Here is a 15642-nt window from a genome sequence, read left to right as displayed (position 1 = left end):
GACAGCGACGCGCCCCTTCGGCTCACTCGCCAGGGGGCACCCCACACCGAGACGGAACCCCGGGGCCTGCACGCGCGTTCCCTTACGACAGCGACGCGCCCCTTCGGCTCGCCCCCGGCTACCGCTGGGAGGTACCCCCAGCCAGGCGCCTGGGCCTCCCGCACCGTCATCGGGCCGGCCAGGGGACCTGGGGCGAGCGGTAATAGGTGATGCCCAGCGCGTCCCAGCGGGGGCCCTGCGCCGCCAGCCGCACCTTGTAGGTGTCCCAGTCGTGCGTGGCCCGGGGCGACCAGCCGAGTTCGGCGATGCCGGGGAGGCGGGGGAAGGCCAGGTACTCGATATGGGCGCTGGTCGAGATGGTCTCCGACCACAGCGGTGCCTCGACGCCGAGGACGGACGACGCCGGGGCGTCCTTGATGTAGGCGCCCGGGTCCCAGTCGTAGGACTGCTTGGCCTCGACGTACCCGGCCCAGTCGAGCCCCAGCGGGGTGTTCGCGTCGTACTTCATGTCCAGGTAGGCGCGGTTGGCGGGCGAGAGGATCAGGCGGGTGCCCGCCTTGGCCGCGTCGGCGACCTGCTTCTCGCTGCCGTCGAGACCCCAGTACTGGGCGATCGCGCCCTTCGCGGGGTGCGCGCCGGTCAGCTGGTGCCAGCCGACCGCCGTCTTGCCGTACTTCGCGACGATCGGCTGCACCCGGTCCATGAAGGCCACATAGTCGGCATGGCTGGTGGAGTGCGCCTCGTCGCCACCGATGTGGAGGTAGCGGCCGGGGGTGAGGGCGGCGAGTTCGCGGATGACGTCGTCCACGAAGTCGTACGTCACCTGCTGGGGCACGCACAGCGAGCTGAAGCCGACGTCGGTGCCGGTGTAGAGCGGCCGGGCGATGCCGTCGCAGTTCAGCTCGGCGTAGGAGGCGAGCGCCGCGTTGGTGTGGCCCGGCATGTCGATCTCGGGGACGACCGTCAGCTCACGGCTCGCCGCGTAGCGCACGATCTCGCGGTAGTCGGCCTTGGTGTAGAAGCCGCCGGGCCCGCCGCCGACCTGGGTGGAGCCGCCGTACGTCGCCAGCCGCGGCCAGGAGTCGATCGCGATCCGCCACCCCTGGTCGTCCGACAGATGCAGATGCAGCTTGTTGATCTTGTAGAGGGCGAGCTGGTCGACATAGCGCTTGATCTGGTCGACGGTGAAGAAGTGCCGGGAGACGTCGAGCATCGCCCCGCGCCAGGCATAGCGCGGCTCATCGGTGATGGTGCCGCCGGAGACCCGCCAGGGGCCGGGCTGCCGGGTGGTGCGCTCGATGGACGCGGGCAGCAACTGCCGCAGCGTCTGGACGCCGTGGAAGAGCCCCGCGGACGCGCGGGCGCTGATGGTGATCGCGCGGTGGTTCACCTCCAGCCGGTATCCCTCGGCGCCGAGCTTGCGTACGCCGGGAGCCCTGGGTGCGAGCCGCAGCCGGATGCCGTCCCCGCCCCGGCGCGCGGTGACGGGCAGCCGGTAGCCGGTGGAGGGCCGGAGCACTCCCGCCAGATAATCACCCACCTGCCGCGCCGCGCGCGACGAGCCGACGGAGCCGGACACCCGGATGCGGGTGTCCGGACCGATCACGTACGGGCCCCCGCCGGGCCGTACGGAGGCGGGCGCGGGCACGACCCGGTCCAGCGGGGTGGGGGCCGCGGCGGAGGCGGCGGCGGAGGCGGCGGACGGTTCCGCCGTGGTGGCGGCCCCCGCCCCGGCCGCCACGGTCAGCAGGAGGGAGCACAGAAGTCGGGCACGGCGTCGTCTCACTGGGAGTCCCTTCAACGAAGCGTCGCATCCTGGTTACCGCGCGGCTCAGTTGAGGTCAAGGTGTAGACCAATGTGTCGCTGTGCACCTGTCAGAATCCAGGCCATGGCGGAAATAACGCAGCGCGAGGGCGCCTGGACCTTCGACGACGACTCGATACGGATCGTCCCCGGGCGGGACCGGAGCGTCCATCCGGCACGGCAGGCACTCGGCGAACTCACGGTCCCCCTGGAGGCGTTGGCCGGCCTCGCCTATGAGCCGGGGCGCAAGTCCGGGCGGCTGCGGCTGAAGCTGCGCGAGGGCGCGGATCCGCTGCTGCAGGCCACGGGCGGCAAGCTGCCGGACGCGGCCGATCCGTATCAGCTGTCGGTCGAGCCGGACCGGGCGGGGGCCGCGGAGTACCTGGTCGACGAGGTCCGTCAGGCCCTGCTGCTCGACCAGGTGCCGTCCGGCCCCTGCGACCGCTATCTGGTGCCCGGCCCGTCGGTGCCGCTGTCGGCGACGGCGGGCGACGCCACGGCCTCCTTCGACGGGGAGCGGATCCGGCTGGAGTGGAACTGGAAGACCGAGGAGTCGAAGAGGTCGGGCGGGCCCCGCACCATCCCGCTGGCGGATGTGGAGGCGGTGGAGTGGTTCCCGGCCGCCGGGCTGGAGAACGGCTTCCTCCGCTTCATCGCGGCGAAGGCGACGGCGACGGCCGCGCCCAAGTACGACCCGCACGCCGTGGTGCTCTACGGGTTCAAGAAGGATCCGCTGATGGCGCTGGTCGCGGCGGCGGTCACGGCCCGGATGCCGCACCCCGCCGCACCGCCGGAGCCACGGCGGCCATCGGTGCCCCAGCCGCCCGCCGACACCATCGCGGCCGCCGGCCCCGGCCCCGGCCCCGACCCCGACGGCACCCACGAGGGCCACGGTGAAGTGGATCACGACGCCCTGCTGCGACGGCTGCGCGAGCTCGGCGATCTTCACCAGGAAGGGATCCTCACCGAGGACGAGTTCACCGCCGCCAAACAGGCCGTGCTCCGCCGTTTCTAGCCATCCACCCCGCATCCTGCCCGATATCGGGCAGGATTCTTGCGAAACCCTCCACTTCACCGCAGTATCTACGGGTGCTCGAACGCCGTATGTCCCACGATGACCTTGTCGACCACCTGGTCCGCACCTCGCCGCTCAGCCGCGGCGAGGCGGCCCGGGTGGTGCTGGACGTACTGGCGTACTTCGACGAGACGACCGAGGCGTTCGTCCGCCGTCGCCACCGCGAGCTGCAGTGCGGCGGGCTGACCAACGCGGACATCTTCGAGCGGATCACGGCCGAGCTGCCGTACCGCGCGGTGGCGCCGCCCGAACTCTCGCTGCGCCAGCTGCGGCGCATCGTCTACGGCTGACCGCCGTCACGGCCGCCACGCGGCCGTGACGTCCGACCCGGCGGCCGCCACCGCCGAGCACCTGGACACGAACCATTGGGAGGGCCTGAACACATGTGCGGAATCGTTGGATACATCGGGAAACGCGATGTGGCACCGCTGCTGCTGGAGGGGCTGCAGCGGCTGGAGTACCGCGGCTACGACTCCGCGGGCATCGCGATCCAGACCAAGCCCGCCAAGGGCGCGCAGGCCGCCGCGTCCGCCGGGCTGAAGACCGCCAAGGCCAAGGGCCGGGTCCGGGACCTCGAGGCCAGGCTCCCCAAGCGCTTCGCGGGCACCACCGGTATCGCGCACACCCGCTGGGCCACCCATGGCGCGCCCAATGACATCAACGCCCATCCGCATCTGGACGCGGACGGCAAGGTCGCGATCGTCCACAACGGCATCATCGACAACGCCTCCGATCTGCGCGCCAAGCTCGTCGCCGACGGTGTGGAGCTGATCTCGGACACCGACTCCGAGGTCCTGGCCCATCTCATCGGCCGCTCGCAGGCCGGCACGCTGGAGGAGAAGGTCCGCCAGGCGCTCGCCCTGATCGAGGGCACCTACGGCATCGCCGTCCTGCACGCGGACTTCCCGGACCGCATCGTCGTCGCCCGCAACGGCTCCCCCGTGGTGCTGGGCATCGGCGAGAAGGAGATGTTCGTCGCCTCGGACGTCGCCGCGCTGGTCAGCCACACCCGCCAGGTGGTCACCCTGGACGACGGCGAGATGGCGACCCTCAAGGCCGAGGACTACCGCACCTACACCACCGAGGGCAGCCGCACCTCCACCTCTCCGACGACCGTGGAGTGGGAAGCCGAGTCGTACGACATGGGCGGCCACGACACGTATATGCACAAGGAGATCCACGAGCAGGTCGACGCCGTGGACCGGGTGCTGCGCGGCCGGATCGACGACCGCTTCTCCACCGTCCGGCTGGGCGGGCTGAACCTCGACGCGCGCGAGGCGCGCGCGGTGCGCCGGGTGAAGATCCTCGGCTGTGGCTCGGCATACCACACGGGTCTGATCGGTGCCCAGCTGATCGAGGAGCTGGCCCGGATCCCGGCAGACGCCGAGCCCGCGAGCGAGTTCCGCTACCGCAACGCGGTGGTGGACCCGGACACCCTCTACATCGCGGTCAGCCAGTCCGGCGAGACGTACGACACCCTGGCCGCCGTCCAGGAGCTCAAGCGCAAGGGCGCGCGGGTGCTGGGCATCGTCAACGTCGTGGGCAGCGCGATCGCACGGGAGACGGACGGCGGGGTGTACGTCCACGCGGGCCCGGAGGTGTGTGTCGTCTCCACCAAGTGCTTCACCAACACCGCCGTCGCCTTCGCGCTGCTCGCCCTGCACCTCGGCCGGATCCGCGATCTGTCGGTCGCCGACGGCAAGCGGATCATCGCGGGGCTGCGCAAGCTGCCCGATCAGATCACCGAGGTGCTGCGCCGCGAGGAGGAGATCAAGAAGCTCGCCGCCGAATACGCGAATGCAAAGAGCATGATGTTCATCGGCCGGGTCCGCGGCTACCCGGTCGCGCGCGAGGCGTCCCTGAAGCTCAAGGAGGTCTCCTACGTCCACGCCGAGGCGTACCCGGCCTCGGAGCTCAAGCACGGGCCGCTCGCGCTCATCGAGCCGGACGTGCCGACCGTGGCCGTCCTGCCGGACGACGAGCTGCTGGAGAAGAACCGCGCGACGCTGGAGGAGATCAAGGCCCGCAGCGGCCGGATCCTGGCCGTCGCGCACCAGGAGCAGGAGAAGGCGGACCACACCATCGTGGTACCGCGCAACGAGGTCGAGCTCGACCCGATCCTCATGGGCATCCCGCTCCAACTGCTCGCCTACCACACGGCGCTGGCGCTCGGCCGGGACATCGACAAGCCGCGGAACCTCGCGAAGTCCGTGACGGTGGAATAGGCCCCACGGGCGATCCCGGGCCCGGCGGGGCCCGCGCGGCCCTGTACGGGGCCTGTGCCGCCTGGTGCGGCCCTGAGCGCCCCTTGGGCCTTGGGCCTTGGGCACGCCCTCGGCGGTCCCCCGCGTGTGCCACCACGCACGCGGGGGCCGCCTCCCCTGCGCCGGCGTCGCCCTTCCACCGGCGGCTGGCCATCGTGCGGGAACCGTCACGTCCCGCGCGACAGCACGACCGATCGGTTCGTACCCCTCACAAGCGCACAATCCACCTCTACGCGCTGGTAGATTTATCGACTGTCAAGATGAACTTGGCGCCATCTCACCTGCGGTGAAGGGGGGTTGAGAGTGTCCGGATCCCGGCACCCGCCCATATTGGGTCCGCTACAGAGGTTTTGAGCTCAACGAGTGCGGCGTGACGACGCCTGATGGCGGGTGGCAGGTGGCGGGTGGCAGGTGCCAGGTGGCAGGTGGCGGCAGTCGGCGACGGGTGACGCCACTCAGGGAATGACGACGACGGGCCGCTGCGCCCGCCGGGCGAGCCGCCCCGCGACCGAGCCGAAGATCCGCCCCACCAGACCGTGCGTGGAGCCCACCACGATCGCGTCGGCCGCGTACTCCCGGCCGACCTCCTCCAGCTCATGGCAGATGTCCCCGCCCCGCTCGACGAGGATCCAGGGCACCTCACAGAGGTGATCGGCACAGGCCAGTTCGAGGCCCAGCACCTCGGTGCGGTGATCGGGAACGTCGACGAAGACGGGTGGCTCGCACCCCGCCCAGACGGTCGTCGGCAGCCTGTTGGCCACATGGACGATGATCAGACCGGAGCCGGACCGCCGGGCCATGCCGATGGCGTACGCCAGGGCGCGCTCGCTCGAGGTCGAGCCGTCGAATCCGACCACGACACCGTGCTGGAACGCTGGATCGCAGGAATGACGTGTTTCTTCCGCCGCTTCGGGGTGCGCCATGTGATCGGCGACCCGCTTGCGGTCCGCGGGTTCGGGGATTTCGTGACCGGCCATCGGTGTCTCGGCGAAGGATGTCCTCGTGCGGAGGGATCGGCGGGGGCTCAGGTTGAAGTTATCTGGGGACGGGTTTGAGGCTCGGTTCACCTCCGGGGCGCTTCAGCCACTGTCGACGGTCGACCGTGCTCGGCCACTCGCACCTCGCGGCCTCCACGCTCTCCCTTTCGACAGCGGCGCGCCCCTTTGGCTCACTCGCCATTCCGCTGGAGCTCGGCGACGGTAGCGAACGGACAAAATCCGTCCGGGATTCATCTATCCAAGCCCTTACCCCTAAGAGTACGGCGCCATTCCTCGCCTGCCCATAGGTCGCCACGGGAGCGGAGCGCCCGAAGCGTTCCCCGGAGCATGCCGGAGGGCGGCCCGTAACGCAATGCCCCAAGTAGTCCCTGCCGGGCCCGCCACTCGGCCCGGGCGGACCGGCCGCGTACGCCGTGCGGCCACCGCACAGTGACCTTGAGGCGGCCTCGGCGTTGTAGTAGCCGCCACCGGTCGCACCCGGCCCGGGCCGCCCGGCCACCCGGCCGCATCCGCCCCCATCGGCCCACGTCAGCCGCCCGAGAGGAGCCCCGCCCATGCTCGTCGCCCACGAGTACGACGCCACCGGCAGCACCCCCGGCGGCGCCGCTGACGGCCGGGGCCCGAACCCCGTCCACGCCGCCGTCCCCGGCCCCGCCCACCCCTCGGCTCCAAGTCCCGCTCAAGCCCCGGCCGAGGCCCCCACGAGCGATGCGGTGAATGAGGTGATCCGCTGGGCCGCCTTCAGCTGTGCCGTGGTTCCCATCGTCCTGCTGATGTGCGGATTGCCGCTCAGCGGAGCGGTCGGCGCCGCCGCGGGCCTGGCCGCCGTGACCGCCGCCAGCCACGCCCTGCTGCGCCACTCCGAACGCGCCGCGGTCCGGCTGGGCGCGGGCGGCGTGAGCCCGCACCGCGGACGTCACGGGCGTACCGGGATCGGGGCGCACCGGGGCGGCCGACACGGCTGAGGACGCGCTGCGTAACGCTCCGTACACGCAGCGCTGACAGAGTACGAGCGGGTCGTACGCGGGTCGCATGACCCGTCCACACGTCTGCGCCCGCTTCTTTTCGGCCAACTTCGCGTCACAGTCCTTCCCTTGGCAAACGCCGTGCTCAACACCCGTCGGGCCAGCGTGGAAAGGGGTACGAGAGGCGCGGACCCCCTACGCGAAGTGGGTGTCCGCGCTAGGCGTACTTCACAGCGGGGGCTACGAGTGCAACGCTTCGTGATCGAATGCTTCGCGCCAAGTTGTCATGTCGACATAGTGGCGGGTGGTGAACTGGTCACGGCGACCACACGCGACACAGTAGATTCGATCTTGGCCATGACCGGCGGGGGAACCGTTCAGGACCGAGGGGAAACGTGCAGGACCGAGAGGACGCGACCACCGAGGGGGGCTTAGAGCCATGAGCCAGGACTCCACGACCGCACCGGAGACCTCGCGCAAGCTCTCCGGACGCCGGCGACGAGAAATCGTCGCGGTGCTGCTGTTCAGCGGCGGACCGATCTTCGAAAGCTCCATCCCGCTCTCCGTCTTCGGTATCGACCGGCAGGACGCCGGAGTCCCTCGGTACCGATTGCTGGTGTGCGCGGGCGAAGATGTGCCACTGCGAACGACTGGCGGACTGGAACTGACCGCGCCATACGGCCTGGAGGCGCTGTCCCGGGCCGGCACCGTCGTCGTACCGGCCTGGCGGTCGATCACCCAGCCGCCACCGCCCGCGGCGCTCGACGCGCTGCGCCGCGCGCACGAGGAGGGCGCGCGGATCGTGGGCCTGTGCACCGGGGCCTTCGTACTGGCTGCCGCCGGGCTGCTCGACGGCCGCCCGGCGACCACGCACTGGATGTACGCGCCGACGCTCGCCAAGCGCTATCCATCCGTCCACGTGGACCCACGCGAGCTCTTCGTGGACGACGGCGACATACTCACCTCGGCGGGCACCGCCGCCGGGATCGATCTGTGCCTGCACATCGTGCGCACCGACCACGGCGCCGACGCCGCGGGGGCCCTGGCCCGGCGCCTCGTCGTACCGCCACGCCGCAGCGGAGGACAGGAGCGCTATCTGGACAGGTCGTTACCAGAGGAGATCGGCGCGGACCCGCTCGCCGAGGTGGTGGCGTGGGCGCTCGAACATCTGCACGAGCAGTTCGACGTCGAGGCCCTGGCCGCCCGCGCCTATATGAGCCGCCGGACCTTCGACCGCCGATTCCGCTCGCTCACCGGGAGCGCTCCGCTCCAGTGGCTGATCACCCAGCGGGTGCTGCAGGCCCAGCGGCTCCTGGAGACCTCCGACTACTCGGTCGACGAGGTCGCCGGACGCTGCGGCTTCCGCTCGCCGGTCGCGCTGCGCGGACACTTCCGTCGGCAACTGGGGTCCTCCCCGGCCGCCTACCGGGCCGCCTACCGCGCCCGCAGGCCCCAGGGCGGGCCCGTGGAGCGTACCGACCGGCCGGACCGCGCGGACCGGCTGGACCGGCTGGACCGGCTGGACCGGCTGGAGCGGCTGGACCGGCTGGAGCGGGCCGACCGCCCCGACCGGGCCGAGGTGATCGAGCAGCGTTCCGGCGAACACTCCATGCCGCTGCGGCGACCGGGCGCGCCCGTCGGCCACGCCGGTCACACCAGCCATGCGGCCCACCACCATCACCCTCCGCACCCGGACCCTGGCAAACCGGAGTCGGACGCCTACGCCCCACGCCTGCCCGAGCAGGCCGCGGGCCGCGCCTCGGGCCGTCCGACCCTGCCCGGCCAGCGGGAACGCCCCGTAGGGTGAGACGTATGAACGATCGCATGGTGTGGATCGACTGCGAGATGACCGGGCTCTCGCTGTCGGACGACGCGCTTATTGAGGTGGCCGCACTGGTCACGGACTCCGAGCTGAACATTCTGGGCGAGGGAGTGGACATCGTTGTCCGGCCGCCCGCCAAAGCGCTGACCACCATGCCCGAGGTGGTGCGCGAGATGCACACGGCCTCCGGCCTGCTCGCCGAGCTGGAGGGCGGGACCACACTGGAGGACGCCCAGGAGCAGGTCCTGGCGTACATCCGCGAGCACGTCCTGGAGCCCGGCAAGGCCCCGCTGTGCGGAAACTCGGTCTCCACCGACCGCGGCTTCCTCCTGCGCGACATGCCGACGCTCGAAAGCTATCTCCACTACCGGATCGTCGACGTCTCCTCGATCAAGGAGCTGGCCCGCCGCTGGTATCCGCGGGCCTACTTCAACAGCCCCAAGAAGAACGGCAACCACCGCGCGCTCGCCGACATCCACGAGTCCATCGCCGAGCTGCGCTACTACCGGGAGGCGATCTTCGTCCCCCAGCCCGGCCCGGACTCGGAGACGGCGAAGTCGATCGCGGCCAAGCACGTCCTGCCCGCCCGGCACGCCTGACCCGGTGCTCGCTCCCGGCCCCCTTAAAGCCGGGAGCGAGCACCCCCTCCGACCCTGTACACTTTTTCTCGGCCGGTGCGGAAAGCACCGGTCGTGGTGGGTATAGCTCAGCAGGTAGAGCACCTGGTTGTGGTCCAGGATGTCGCGGGTTCGAGTCCCGTTACTCACCCTCTTAGAAGAGGCCGCTGACCTGCGAGAAGCAGGACGGCGGCCTCTTTCGTCATCCTCGCGGCCACACCGATGGCCGCCCGCGATCTTGGGCTCTCCTGCCACCCTGGCGAGCATCCGTAAGTGCGTCCGAAGGGCCGGCGGCACCTCACAGGGCCGGACAGCTCGTGCGGTCGCTACATGGCTGCACCCTCGTCGATCCCGACGCCGAACTCGCCGCGGCAACCCCCTGGTAGACCGGGTGGATCGCCGGGCTCCGGATCCGCCGTGCCGGGGCGCGCCGGCGGTCCACCCCACGCCCCGTCCGGCTGGGACGTAACGGCCGGCGGCCGGGCGGTTTTGCAGGAACGCCAACAGAGAGGACCAAGAAATGCGGCATATCCTGAGCGAGTGCGATCACGATTGGGTGGGCTGGAGCGGCAAGGTCCGCTGCCGTAAGTGCGGCGCTACGCAGTAGGACGGCCAAAACCGAAGGGGTGCCGGGGAGACCGGCACCCCGACCGCGTATCCAAGGGAGGAACGACGTGATCGAGCGCGTCACCTGGGATGACCTTCCAGCCGAGTTACGTGCCGCCGTGGAGACCCGCACCGGAGAGGTGATCTCGACGGAGGGCATTGCGGAAGGTCTCAACTGTTCCGCCGCACTCATCGTGAACACGGCCTACGACGGCCACCTGTTCTTCAAAGGCGTGCACCACACGGACGAACCCGGGATGGCGGCTCTGCGGTGCGAGGAGCGCATCAACCCGACGGTGGGCGGCATCAGCCCCACCATCCGCTACCGGTTCGACGCAGGCGGCTGGTCGGCTCTGGCGTTCGTCTACGTCGCTGGACGGCACGCGGACCTGGGGCCGGACTCGGAAGACCTGGGCGCCATAGCGTTCACCATTGAGCGCATGCACGACCTGAGGCTTCCAACCTTCCGCCTCCCGCAATTCGCCGATAGGTTTCGGAAGTTCTTGGAGCCCGGCGAGGCAGAAGCCCTTAAGGGAAGCCATCTGCTTCACACGGACACCAATCCCCACAATCTCGTGATCGCGGACCACGACAGAGTCGCGTACGTTGTGGACTGGGCCATGCCCGCGATTGGCCCGGCCTGGGTGGACCCCGCCTATACCGCCGTGCGACTCATGGAATGTGGGCAGTCTCCCGAAGACGCCCTGGCATGGCTGGGGGGTTTCGCGAGTTGGCGACAGGCGAACGATCCAGCTGTTCGAGTGTTCGTCAACGCCACCTGCCGACACTGGGCTGCCACGGTGGGCCTTGCGAGCGCGGAGCCGAGCAACGCGCGATTTCGGCACCTGCTCGACTACAGCCGAGCAACGAGCGCCCAGCCACCTGCCTCGCGCTGAAGGTCGCGTCAGCGGGTGAGCAGGTCCCGGAGGGCCTTGGCGATGTCGGCGGGCGCCTCCTCGGCCATGTGGCCGAGCACCCATGGCGCGAGGACGCCTGGCGGTTGCTGGTCCTCGCGCTGTACCGCTCCGGCCGCCAGGGCGACGCGCTGGCGGTGCTGCGCCGCGCACGTACGCTCCTGGCCGAGCGGCTGGGCGTGGAACCGGGCCCGGCCCTGCGCCGCCTGGAGGCGGACATCCTCGACCACGCCGGCCACCTCGAGCCCGCCCTGGGGCCAGGCGGGGCGGCGGCCCGGGTGTGGGCGCGGGCGGGCGCCGCCTACGACCGCACCGTGGCGTCCGGCGCCCGGGCCCGGCTGGAGTCGACGGTGGGCCTGCTGCGCGATCTCGCGGTGACCGGAGGGGACGGTCTGGAAGCGGCCCGCCGACACCGCGTGGCGGCCGTCGCCGCGGCGGAGGAGCTGGGCGACCCGGAGCTGACCGCCCGGGTGATCGGCGCCTACGACGTCCCGGCGATCTGGACCCGGCTGGACGACCCGGAGCAGGCCGCGCGCGTCGTGACGGCGGCCGAGCGCACCCTCACCGCCCTCCCGCCCGACGGTCACGAGGCGGCGCGGGCCCATCTGCTGGCCACGGTGGCCCTGGAGTCACGCGGCATCCGCTCGGCGCGCGGGCCCCAAGCGGCCCGGCAGGCGGAGGAGATCGCCCGCCGCCTGGACGACCCCGCGCTGCTTGCGTTCGCCCTCAACGGGGTGTTCATGCACACCTTCCACCGCGCGGGTCTTGCCCCGCGCCGGGACGAGACCGGCGCCGAGCTCATCGCCCTGTCCGCCCGGCACGGCCTGGTCACCTTTGAGGTGCTCGGACACCTCATCCGTCTCCAAGCCCGCGGCGCCCTCGGGCACTTCGCCTCGGCCGACGGGCACGCGACCGCCGCGGACCGCCTGGCCGAGCGCCACGAGATACCGCTGGTGGGCGTGTTCACCCAGTGGTACCGGGCGCTGCGGTTCGCCGCGACGGACCAGGCACCCGCGGCCGAGGCCGCCTACCAGGCCGCCGCCGCACGGCTGGACGGCGCCGGTATGCCCGGCCTGGAGCGTGGCCTGCTGCCCCTCGCGCTGCTGTGCATGCGCCTGCGCCACGCCCGGCCCGCCCAGACCGACGAGCCCATCGACTGGGGCCCCTACGCCCCATGGGCGCGCCCCCAGGTGCTACTGGCCCAAGGCCGCCGCGCCGAGGCCGCGGCGGCCCTGCGCCAGGTCCCGGACCCGCCCCGTGACCTGCTGTTCGAGGCCCTGTGGTGCCTGACCGCGCGAACGGCCCTCGCCGTCGGCGACCGGGAGACGATGGAGCGCGCCCACACCGAGCTGACCCCCGCCGCGGCGGAACTGGCCGGAGCGGGCAGCGGGCTGCTCACCCTGGGCCCGGTCTCCCACCACCTCGACGCCCTCACCACCGCCCTGCGCCACCCCCGCTGAGCCCGCGCCATCCGCCGAGCGGGACGCCGTTGCCCCGCGTCGTTGGCTCGCCCCCGGACCCCCTCCGCCCTTTCGCTTGACTTCATAGTTGCGCCAGATCAAGCATTTTTGGTGGCACCCTGCCACGTGCGCCATCAGCACGCCGAGTAGGCAGCCGAGGCAGCGGGGGTGCGGTCGGGCCGAGCTTCTGGCTCTGGCGATGATGTCGTCGAGCCTGTCCCGGGTGTTCATCAACTCGCCGATCTGGTCGTTGATGCGGTCGCGCTCGGCCGTCAGCCGGGCGAGAGTGGCCGGGGTGGCGATTCCCGTGTCGACGCACGGAGCAGTTTCAGGATCGTCTTGCTCGACAGCCCCGCCGCGTACAGCTGTTGAATCAGTTGGACGCGGTCGACCGCGCTGTCCGGGTAGTGGCGTTGTCCGCTGGGGCTGCGGTGCGCGGTGAGCAGTCGCTGTTCTTCGCCCGGGCGGGCGGATCGGCCCGGTCCGGACCGACCAGGCGCTCGGCGAGCGCTGGCTCACCCAGGGCGCGGACCTGATCAGCTACGGCCGTGCCTACATCACCAACCCCGATCTGGTCGAACGATTCCGCATCGGAGCGCCGCTGCGCGAGGCGGACCGGGAGAACTGGTACCAAGGCGGCGACACCGGATACCTCGACTACCCCAGCTACCAGCACTGACCGCACGGGCCCGCTGCCGGCGGCGGGGCGGGAACGACGCGTCCCACCCCGCCGCCCCGCCGCCCCGACGTGCGGCAGCCTGCGCGGATGACCGGCGCGCCCACGCGCCCTGCCTCCCCGTGCCGAGCTCCCGTCGTCCTGCGCGAGCTGCGTCACGCCATGCGGGTGACGACCTCGCTCATGCCGCGACCGCCACCGCCACCGCCACCGCCGCTGTCCCCTGCGCGCCGCCACGATCCCCCGGCCCGCCGCCCTTCCCTCAGTGCCGTCTCTTGTGGTGGTGGCCCTCGCGCCGCGGCTCGTGTTTGGGCCACCACGGCGTCCAGGTGAACTTGTCGCCCCCCACCCACCGGACCACGTCCGGGTCGTCGAGATCGGCGTCCTCCAGACCGACCCTCCGGGCGAGCTCGATCACGTCCACGACCGAGTACGCCTTGCCGACCAGCTCACCGGCGACCTCCACCAGCCGGAACGGGAGTTCCGGGGGCTCCGCCGGCTGGACGCCGAGCACCACCATCGGAGGCCGGGTGATGCGCGGGCTCTCGCTCTCGGTCATGTGTCCACGCTGCCGTCGGCGCCCGGCCGCCGCACCTCGGAAGCAGCGGACGGGCGACCGGGGACGCTCCGCTGGACGCTTCCGGCTCGCCCGCCGTCATACGTCGGCCGACGATGGTCCGGTGGACGGAGATCGCAGCGGGGAGCCCGGCGGGCTGGACCGCCGGCACTTCCTCGGCGCCGCCGCAGCGGCGGCCGGGGCCGCCGGGGTGTCCGTCGCGGGCTGCGACTCCGGCTCGGAGGAGCGCACCGGCCCCCGGGCCCGCCCGTCCCACGAGGCCCGCCGCCGGGAAGAGGCCGAGCGGGCCCGGCCGGGCAGCCCCGACTGGCGCATCCACTCGGTGGGCCCGCCCGCCGCCGTCGAGGGCTATGCCGACCGGGTGAGCGTGCTGCCGGGCGAGGAGTTCGGGCTGTACGTCTCGACCACCACCCCCGCCTTCCGCGTCTCGGCCTACCGGATCGGCTGGTACGGCGGGGCGCAGGCGCGGCTGGTGTGGCGCTCGGACCGGGTCGACGGCAGGAAACAGGGCCGTCCGTTGTTCCTCCAAACCACCCGTACCGTACGGGCCGACTGGGACCGCTCGCTGCGCGTACGCGCCACCGGCTGGCCGGAGGGCGCGTATCTGCTCCGGCTGGACGCGTCGAACGGCCATCAGCGCTATGTCCCGCTGATCGTCCGCTCATCGCAGGCGCGGGGCCGGACGCTGCTGATGCACGCGGTGGCCACCTGGCAGGCGTACAACACCTGGGGCGGCTTCAGCCTCTACCAGGGCCAGGACGGCGGGTACGGGACGCGCTCACTGGCCGTCAGCTTCGACCGGCCGTACGCGGCCGACGGCGCCGAGAAGTTCCTGGTCTACGAGCGGGCCGCGGTGGTCCTCGCGGAGCGTCTCGGCCTTCCGCTCGCGTACACCACCGGCCTGGACGTCCATCTCGACCCGTCCGTCCTCAAGGGCGCCACGGCTGCGCTCTCGCTCGGCCACGACGAGTACTGGACCCCGCAGCAGCGGGAGCACGTCACCCGGGCGCGCGACGCCGGGACCAATCTGGCCTTCCTCGGCGCCAACACCTGCTTCCGCCGGATCCGGCCGGCGCCGGGGCCGGGCGGGGCGCCGGCCCGCACGGTGGTCTGCTACAAGACCGCCTACCAGGACGATCCGTATCTGCTGCGCCATCGCTCCATGGCGACCACCGACTTCCGCCAGGCCCCCGCCGCCGACCCCGAGTCCTCCCTGACCGGCGTCCTGTACGAGGGCTATCCGACGGACGCCCCGTATGTCGTCCTCGACGGCGGCCACTGGCTGTTCACCGGGACCGGGGTGGACGACGGTGACGCCTTCGACCATCTGGTAGGCGTGGAGTACGACCGGGTCACCCCGGGGGCGCCCACCCCGGCGCCGCTGGAGATCATCGCCCACTCCCCCCTCGTCTGCAACGGCAGACACAGCCACTCCGACTCCGCGTACTACACCGTGCCGAGCGGCGCGGGCGTCTTCGCCTCCGGAACGATGCGCTGGGTCGAGGCCCTGATGGCGGGGACGCATGAGAACGGGCGCGACCACGGCATGGACGCGCGCACCAGGGCCTTCGTCACCCGCACCACGGAGAATCTGCTGCGCGCCTTCGCGGCGGGGCCGTGCGGCAGGGACAAGCCGAGGCCGAAGGACAATGTGCGGCGTGTGTACGGGGCGGGGGCCGGAGCCGGGGCGCCGGTCTGAGCTGGTCACTCCAGCGTGCTCTCCGCCACGTTCTCCATCCGCGCGTACAGCGCCTGCTCATTGACCTCCAGATCGTTGATCAGCCGCAGACAGGCGGCAGTCGTGCGGCCGCTCGGCCAGCGCCCGCCGGGCGCGTTCGGGCAGCTCGCCGTCCATCTCGTCATG

At 71.6% G+C, this 15642-nt stretch carries 12 protein-coding genes, 1 tRNA gene and 2 pseudogenes; 10 read left to right on the top strand and 5 right to left on the bottom strand.

Annotated elements, in window-relative coordinates; all coding sequences use genetic code 11:
• Positions 1-166 precede the first annotated feature (166 nt).
• Positions 167-1786 carry a beta-N-acetylhexosaminidase gene (locus ABZS71_RS24140; protein ID WP_356213466.1) on the bottom strand — a complete coding sequence of 540 codons (1620 nt, stop codon included), beginning with the start codon at positions 1784-1786 and terminating at the stop codon, positions 167-169.
• Between the two features lie 103 nt (positions 1787-1889).
• On the opposite strand from ABZS71_RS24140, the gene ABZS71_RS24135 reads away from it, so the two are divergent.
• The 3 genes from ABZS71_RS24135 to glmS all read left to right on the top strand — a co-directional run bounded on the left by ABZS71_RS24135 (position 1890) and on the right by glmS (position 5104).
• Positions 1890-2819 carry a DUF4429 domain-containing protein gene (locus tag ABZS71_RS24135; protein ID WP_356213463.1) on the top strand — a complete coding sequence of 310 codons (930 nt, stop codon included), beginning with the start codon at positions 1890-1892 and terminating at the stop codon, positions 2817-2819.
• Between the two features lie 74 nt (positions 2820-2893).
• Positions 2894-3169: a hypothetical protein gene (locus ABZS71_RS24130; RefSeq protein ID WP_356213460.1), complete on the top strand. Its 276-nt coding sequence runs from the start codon at positions 2894-2896 to the stop codon at positions 3167-3169.
• A 93-nt stretch (positions 3170-3262) separates the two neighbouring features.
• Entirely contained in the window at positions 3263-5104 is a 1842-nt protein-coding gene (gene glmS / locus ABZS71_RS24125; RefSeq protein WP_356213457.1) for a glutamine--fructose-6-phosphate transaminase (isomerizing), read from the top strand.
• A gap of 494 nt (positions 5105-5598) precedes the next feature.
• On the opposite strand, the gene ABZS71_RS24120 is transcribed toward glmS, so the two are convergent.
• Positions 5599-6120, bottom strand: coding sequence for a universal stress protein (locus ABZS71_RS24120; protein WP_355854023.1), 522 nt, complete (start codon positions 6118-6120; stop codon positions 5599-5601).
• 575 nt (positions 6121-6695) lie between these two features.
• Between ABZS71_RS24120 and ABZS71_RS24115 the strand changes: the two genes are divergently transcribed.
• From ABZS71_RS24115 to ABZS71_RS24090, 6 genes and pseudogenes are all read left to right on the top strand, one after another.
• Complete coding sequence (locus ABZS71_RS24115) at positions 6696-7106, top strand: hypothetical protein (RefSeq protein WP_356213454.1); 411 nt, start codon at positions 6696-6698, stop codon at positions 7104-7106.
• A gap of 439 nt (positions 7107-7545) precedes the next feature.
• Positions 7546-8913: a helix-turn-helix domain-containing protein gene (locus ABZS71_RS24110; RefSeq protein WP_356213451.1), complete on the top strand. Its 1368-nt coding sequence runs from the start codon at positions 7546-7548 to the stop codon at positions 8911-8913.
• Positions 8914-8918: 5 nt separating this feature from the next.
• Positions 8919-9527 carry an oligoribonuclease gene (gene orn, locus ABZS71_RS24105; RefSeq protein WP_355854015.1) on the top strand — a complete coding sequence of 203 codons (609 nt, stop codon included), beginning with the start codon at positions 8919-8921 and terminating at the stop codon, positions 9525-9527.
• A 96-nt stretch (positions 9528-9623) separates the two neighbouring features.
• A tRNA-His gene (locus ABZS71_RS24100) sits at positions 9624-9696 on the top strand.
• Between the two features lie 523 nt (positions 9697-10219).
• Complete coding sequence (locus tag ABZS71_RS24095) at positions 10220-11047, top strand: phosphotransferase (protein WP_356213448.1); 828 nt, start codon at positions 10220-10222, stop codon at positions 11045-11047.
• A pseudogene (locus tag ABZS71_RS24090) lies at positions 11038-12525 on the top strand (BTAD domain-containing putative transcriptional regulator); the annotation flags it as partial. The gene ABZS71_RS24095 and the pseudogene ABZS71_RS24090, both read left to right, overlap by 10 nt.
• Before the next feature lie 180 nt (positions 12526-12705).
• On the opposite strand, the pseudogene ABZS71_RS24085 reads toward ABZS71_RS24090, so the two are convergent.
• Together ABZS71_RS24085 and ABZS71_RS24080 are read right to left on the bottom strand one after the other, a co-directional pair.
• Positions 12706-13001 (bottom strand): annotated as a pseudogene (locus ABZS71_RS24085) (MerR family transcriptional regulator); the annotation flags it as partial.
• 462 nt (positions 13002-13463) lie between these two features.
• Positions 13464-13760 carry a hypothetical protein gene (locus tag ABZS71_RS24080; protein ID WP_355854009.1) on the bottom strand — a complete coding sequence of 99 codons (297 nt, stop codon included), beginning with the start codon at positions 13758-13760 and terminating at the stop codon, positions 13464-13466.
• A gap of 121 nt (positions 13761-13881) precedes the next feature.
• Here ABZS71_RS24080 and ABZS71_RS24075 point away from each other — a divergent pair, with 121 nt between their 5' ends.
• Positions 13882-15477, top strand: coding sequence for a N,N-dimethylformamidase beta subunit family domain-containing protein (locus ABZS71_RS24075; protein WP_356213445.1), 1596 nt, complete (start codon positions 13882-13884; stop codon positions 15475-15477).
• A 5-nt stretch (positions 15478-15482) separates the two neighbouring features.
• On the opposite strand, the gene ABZS71_RS24070 is transcribed toward ABZS71_RS24075, so the two are convergent.
• Complete coding sequence (locus tag ABZS71_RS24070) at positions 15483-15641, bottom strand: hypothetical protein (RefSeq protein ID WP_356213442.1); 159 nt, start codon at positions 15639-15641, stop codon at positions 15483-15485.
• Position 15642: the final 1 nt, after the last annotated feature.

The sequence above is a fragment of the Streptomyces sp. NPDC005393 genome, from assembly GCF_040606675.1.
Lineage (GTDB): Bacteria > Actinomycetota > Actinomycetes > Streptomycetales > Streptomycetaceae > Streptomyces.
The sequence above is the reverse complement of the archived record's forward strand: the minus strand, read 5'-3'. Positions and strand labels throughout refer to the sequence as shown.

Excerpts from the sequence above, each read along its gene's own strand:
- ABZS71_RS24135 (WP_356213463.1), top strand. The coding sequence starts at position 1,890 with ATGGCGGAAATAACGCAGCGCGAGGGCGCCTGGACCTTCGACGACGAC.
- glmS (WP_356213457.1), top strand. The coding sequence starts at position 3,263 with ATGTGCGGAATCGTTGGATACATCGGGAAACGCGATGTGGCACCGCTG.
- ABZS71_RS24120 (WP_355854023.1), bottom strand. The coding sequence starts at position 6,120 with ATGGCCGGTCACGAAATCCCCGAACCCGCGGACCGCAAGCGGGTCGCC.
- ABZS71_RS24115 (WP_356213454.1), top strand. The coding sequence starts at position 6,696 with ATGCTCGTCGCCCACGAGTACGACGCCACCGGCAGCACCCCCGGCGGC.
- ABZS71_RS24110 (WP_356213451.1), top strand. The coding sequence starts at position 7,546 with ATGAGCCAGGACTCCACGACCGCACCGGAGACCTCGCGCAAGCTCTCC.
- orn (WP_355854015.1), top strand. The coding sequence starts at position 8,919 with ATGAACGATCGCATGGTGTGGATCGACTGCGAGATGACCGGGCTCTCG.
- ABZS71_RS24080 (WP_355854009.1), bottom strand. The coding sequence starts at position 13,760 with ATGACCGAGAGCGAGAGCCCGCGCATCACCCGGCCTCCGATGGTGGTG.
- ABZS71_RS24070 (WP_356213442.1), bottom strand. The coding sequence starts at position 15,641 with ATGACGAGATGGACGGCGAGCTGCCCGAACGCGCCCGGCGGGCGCTGG.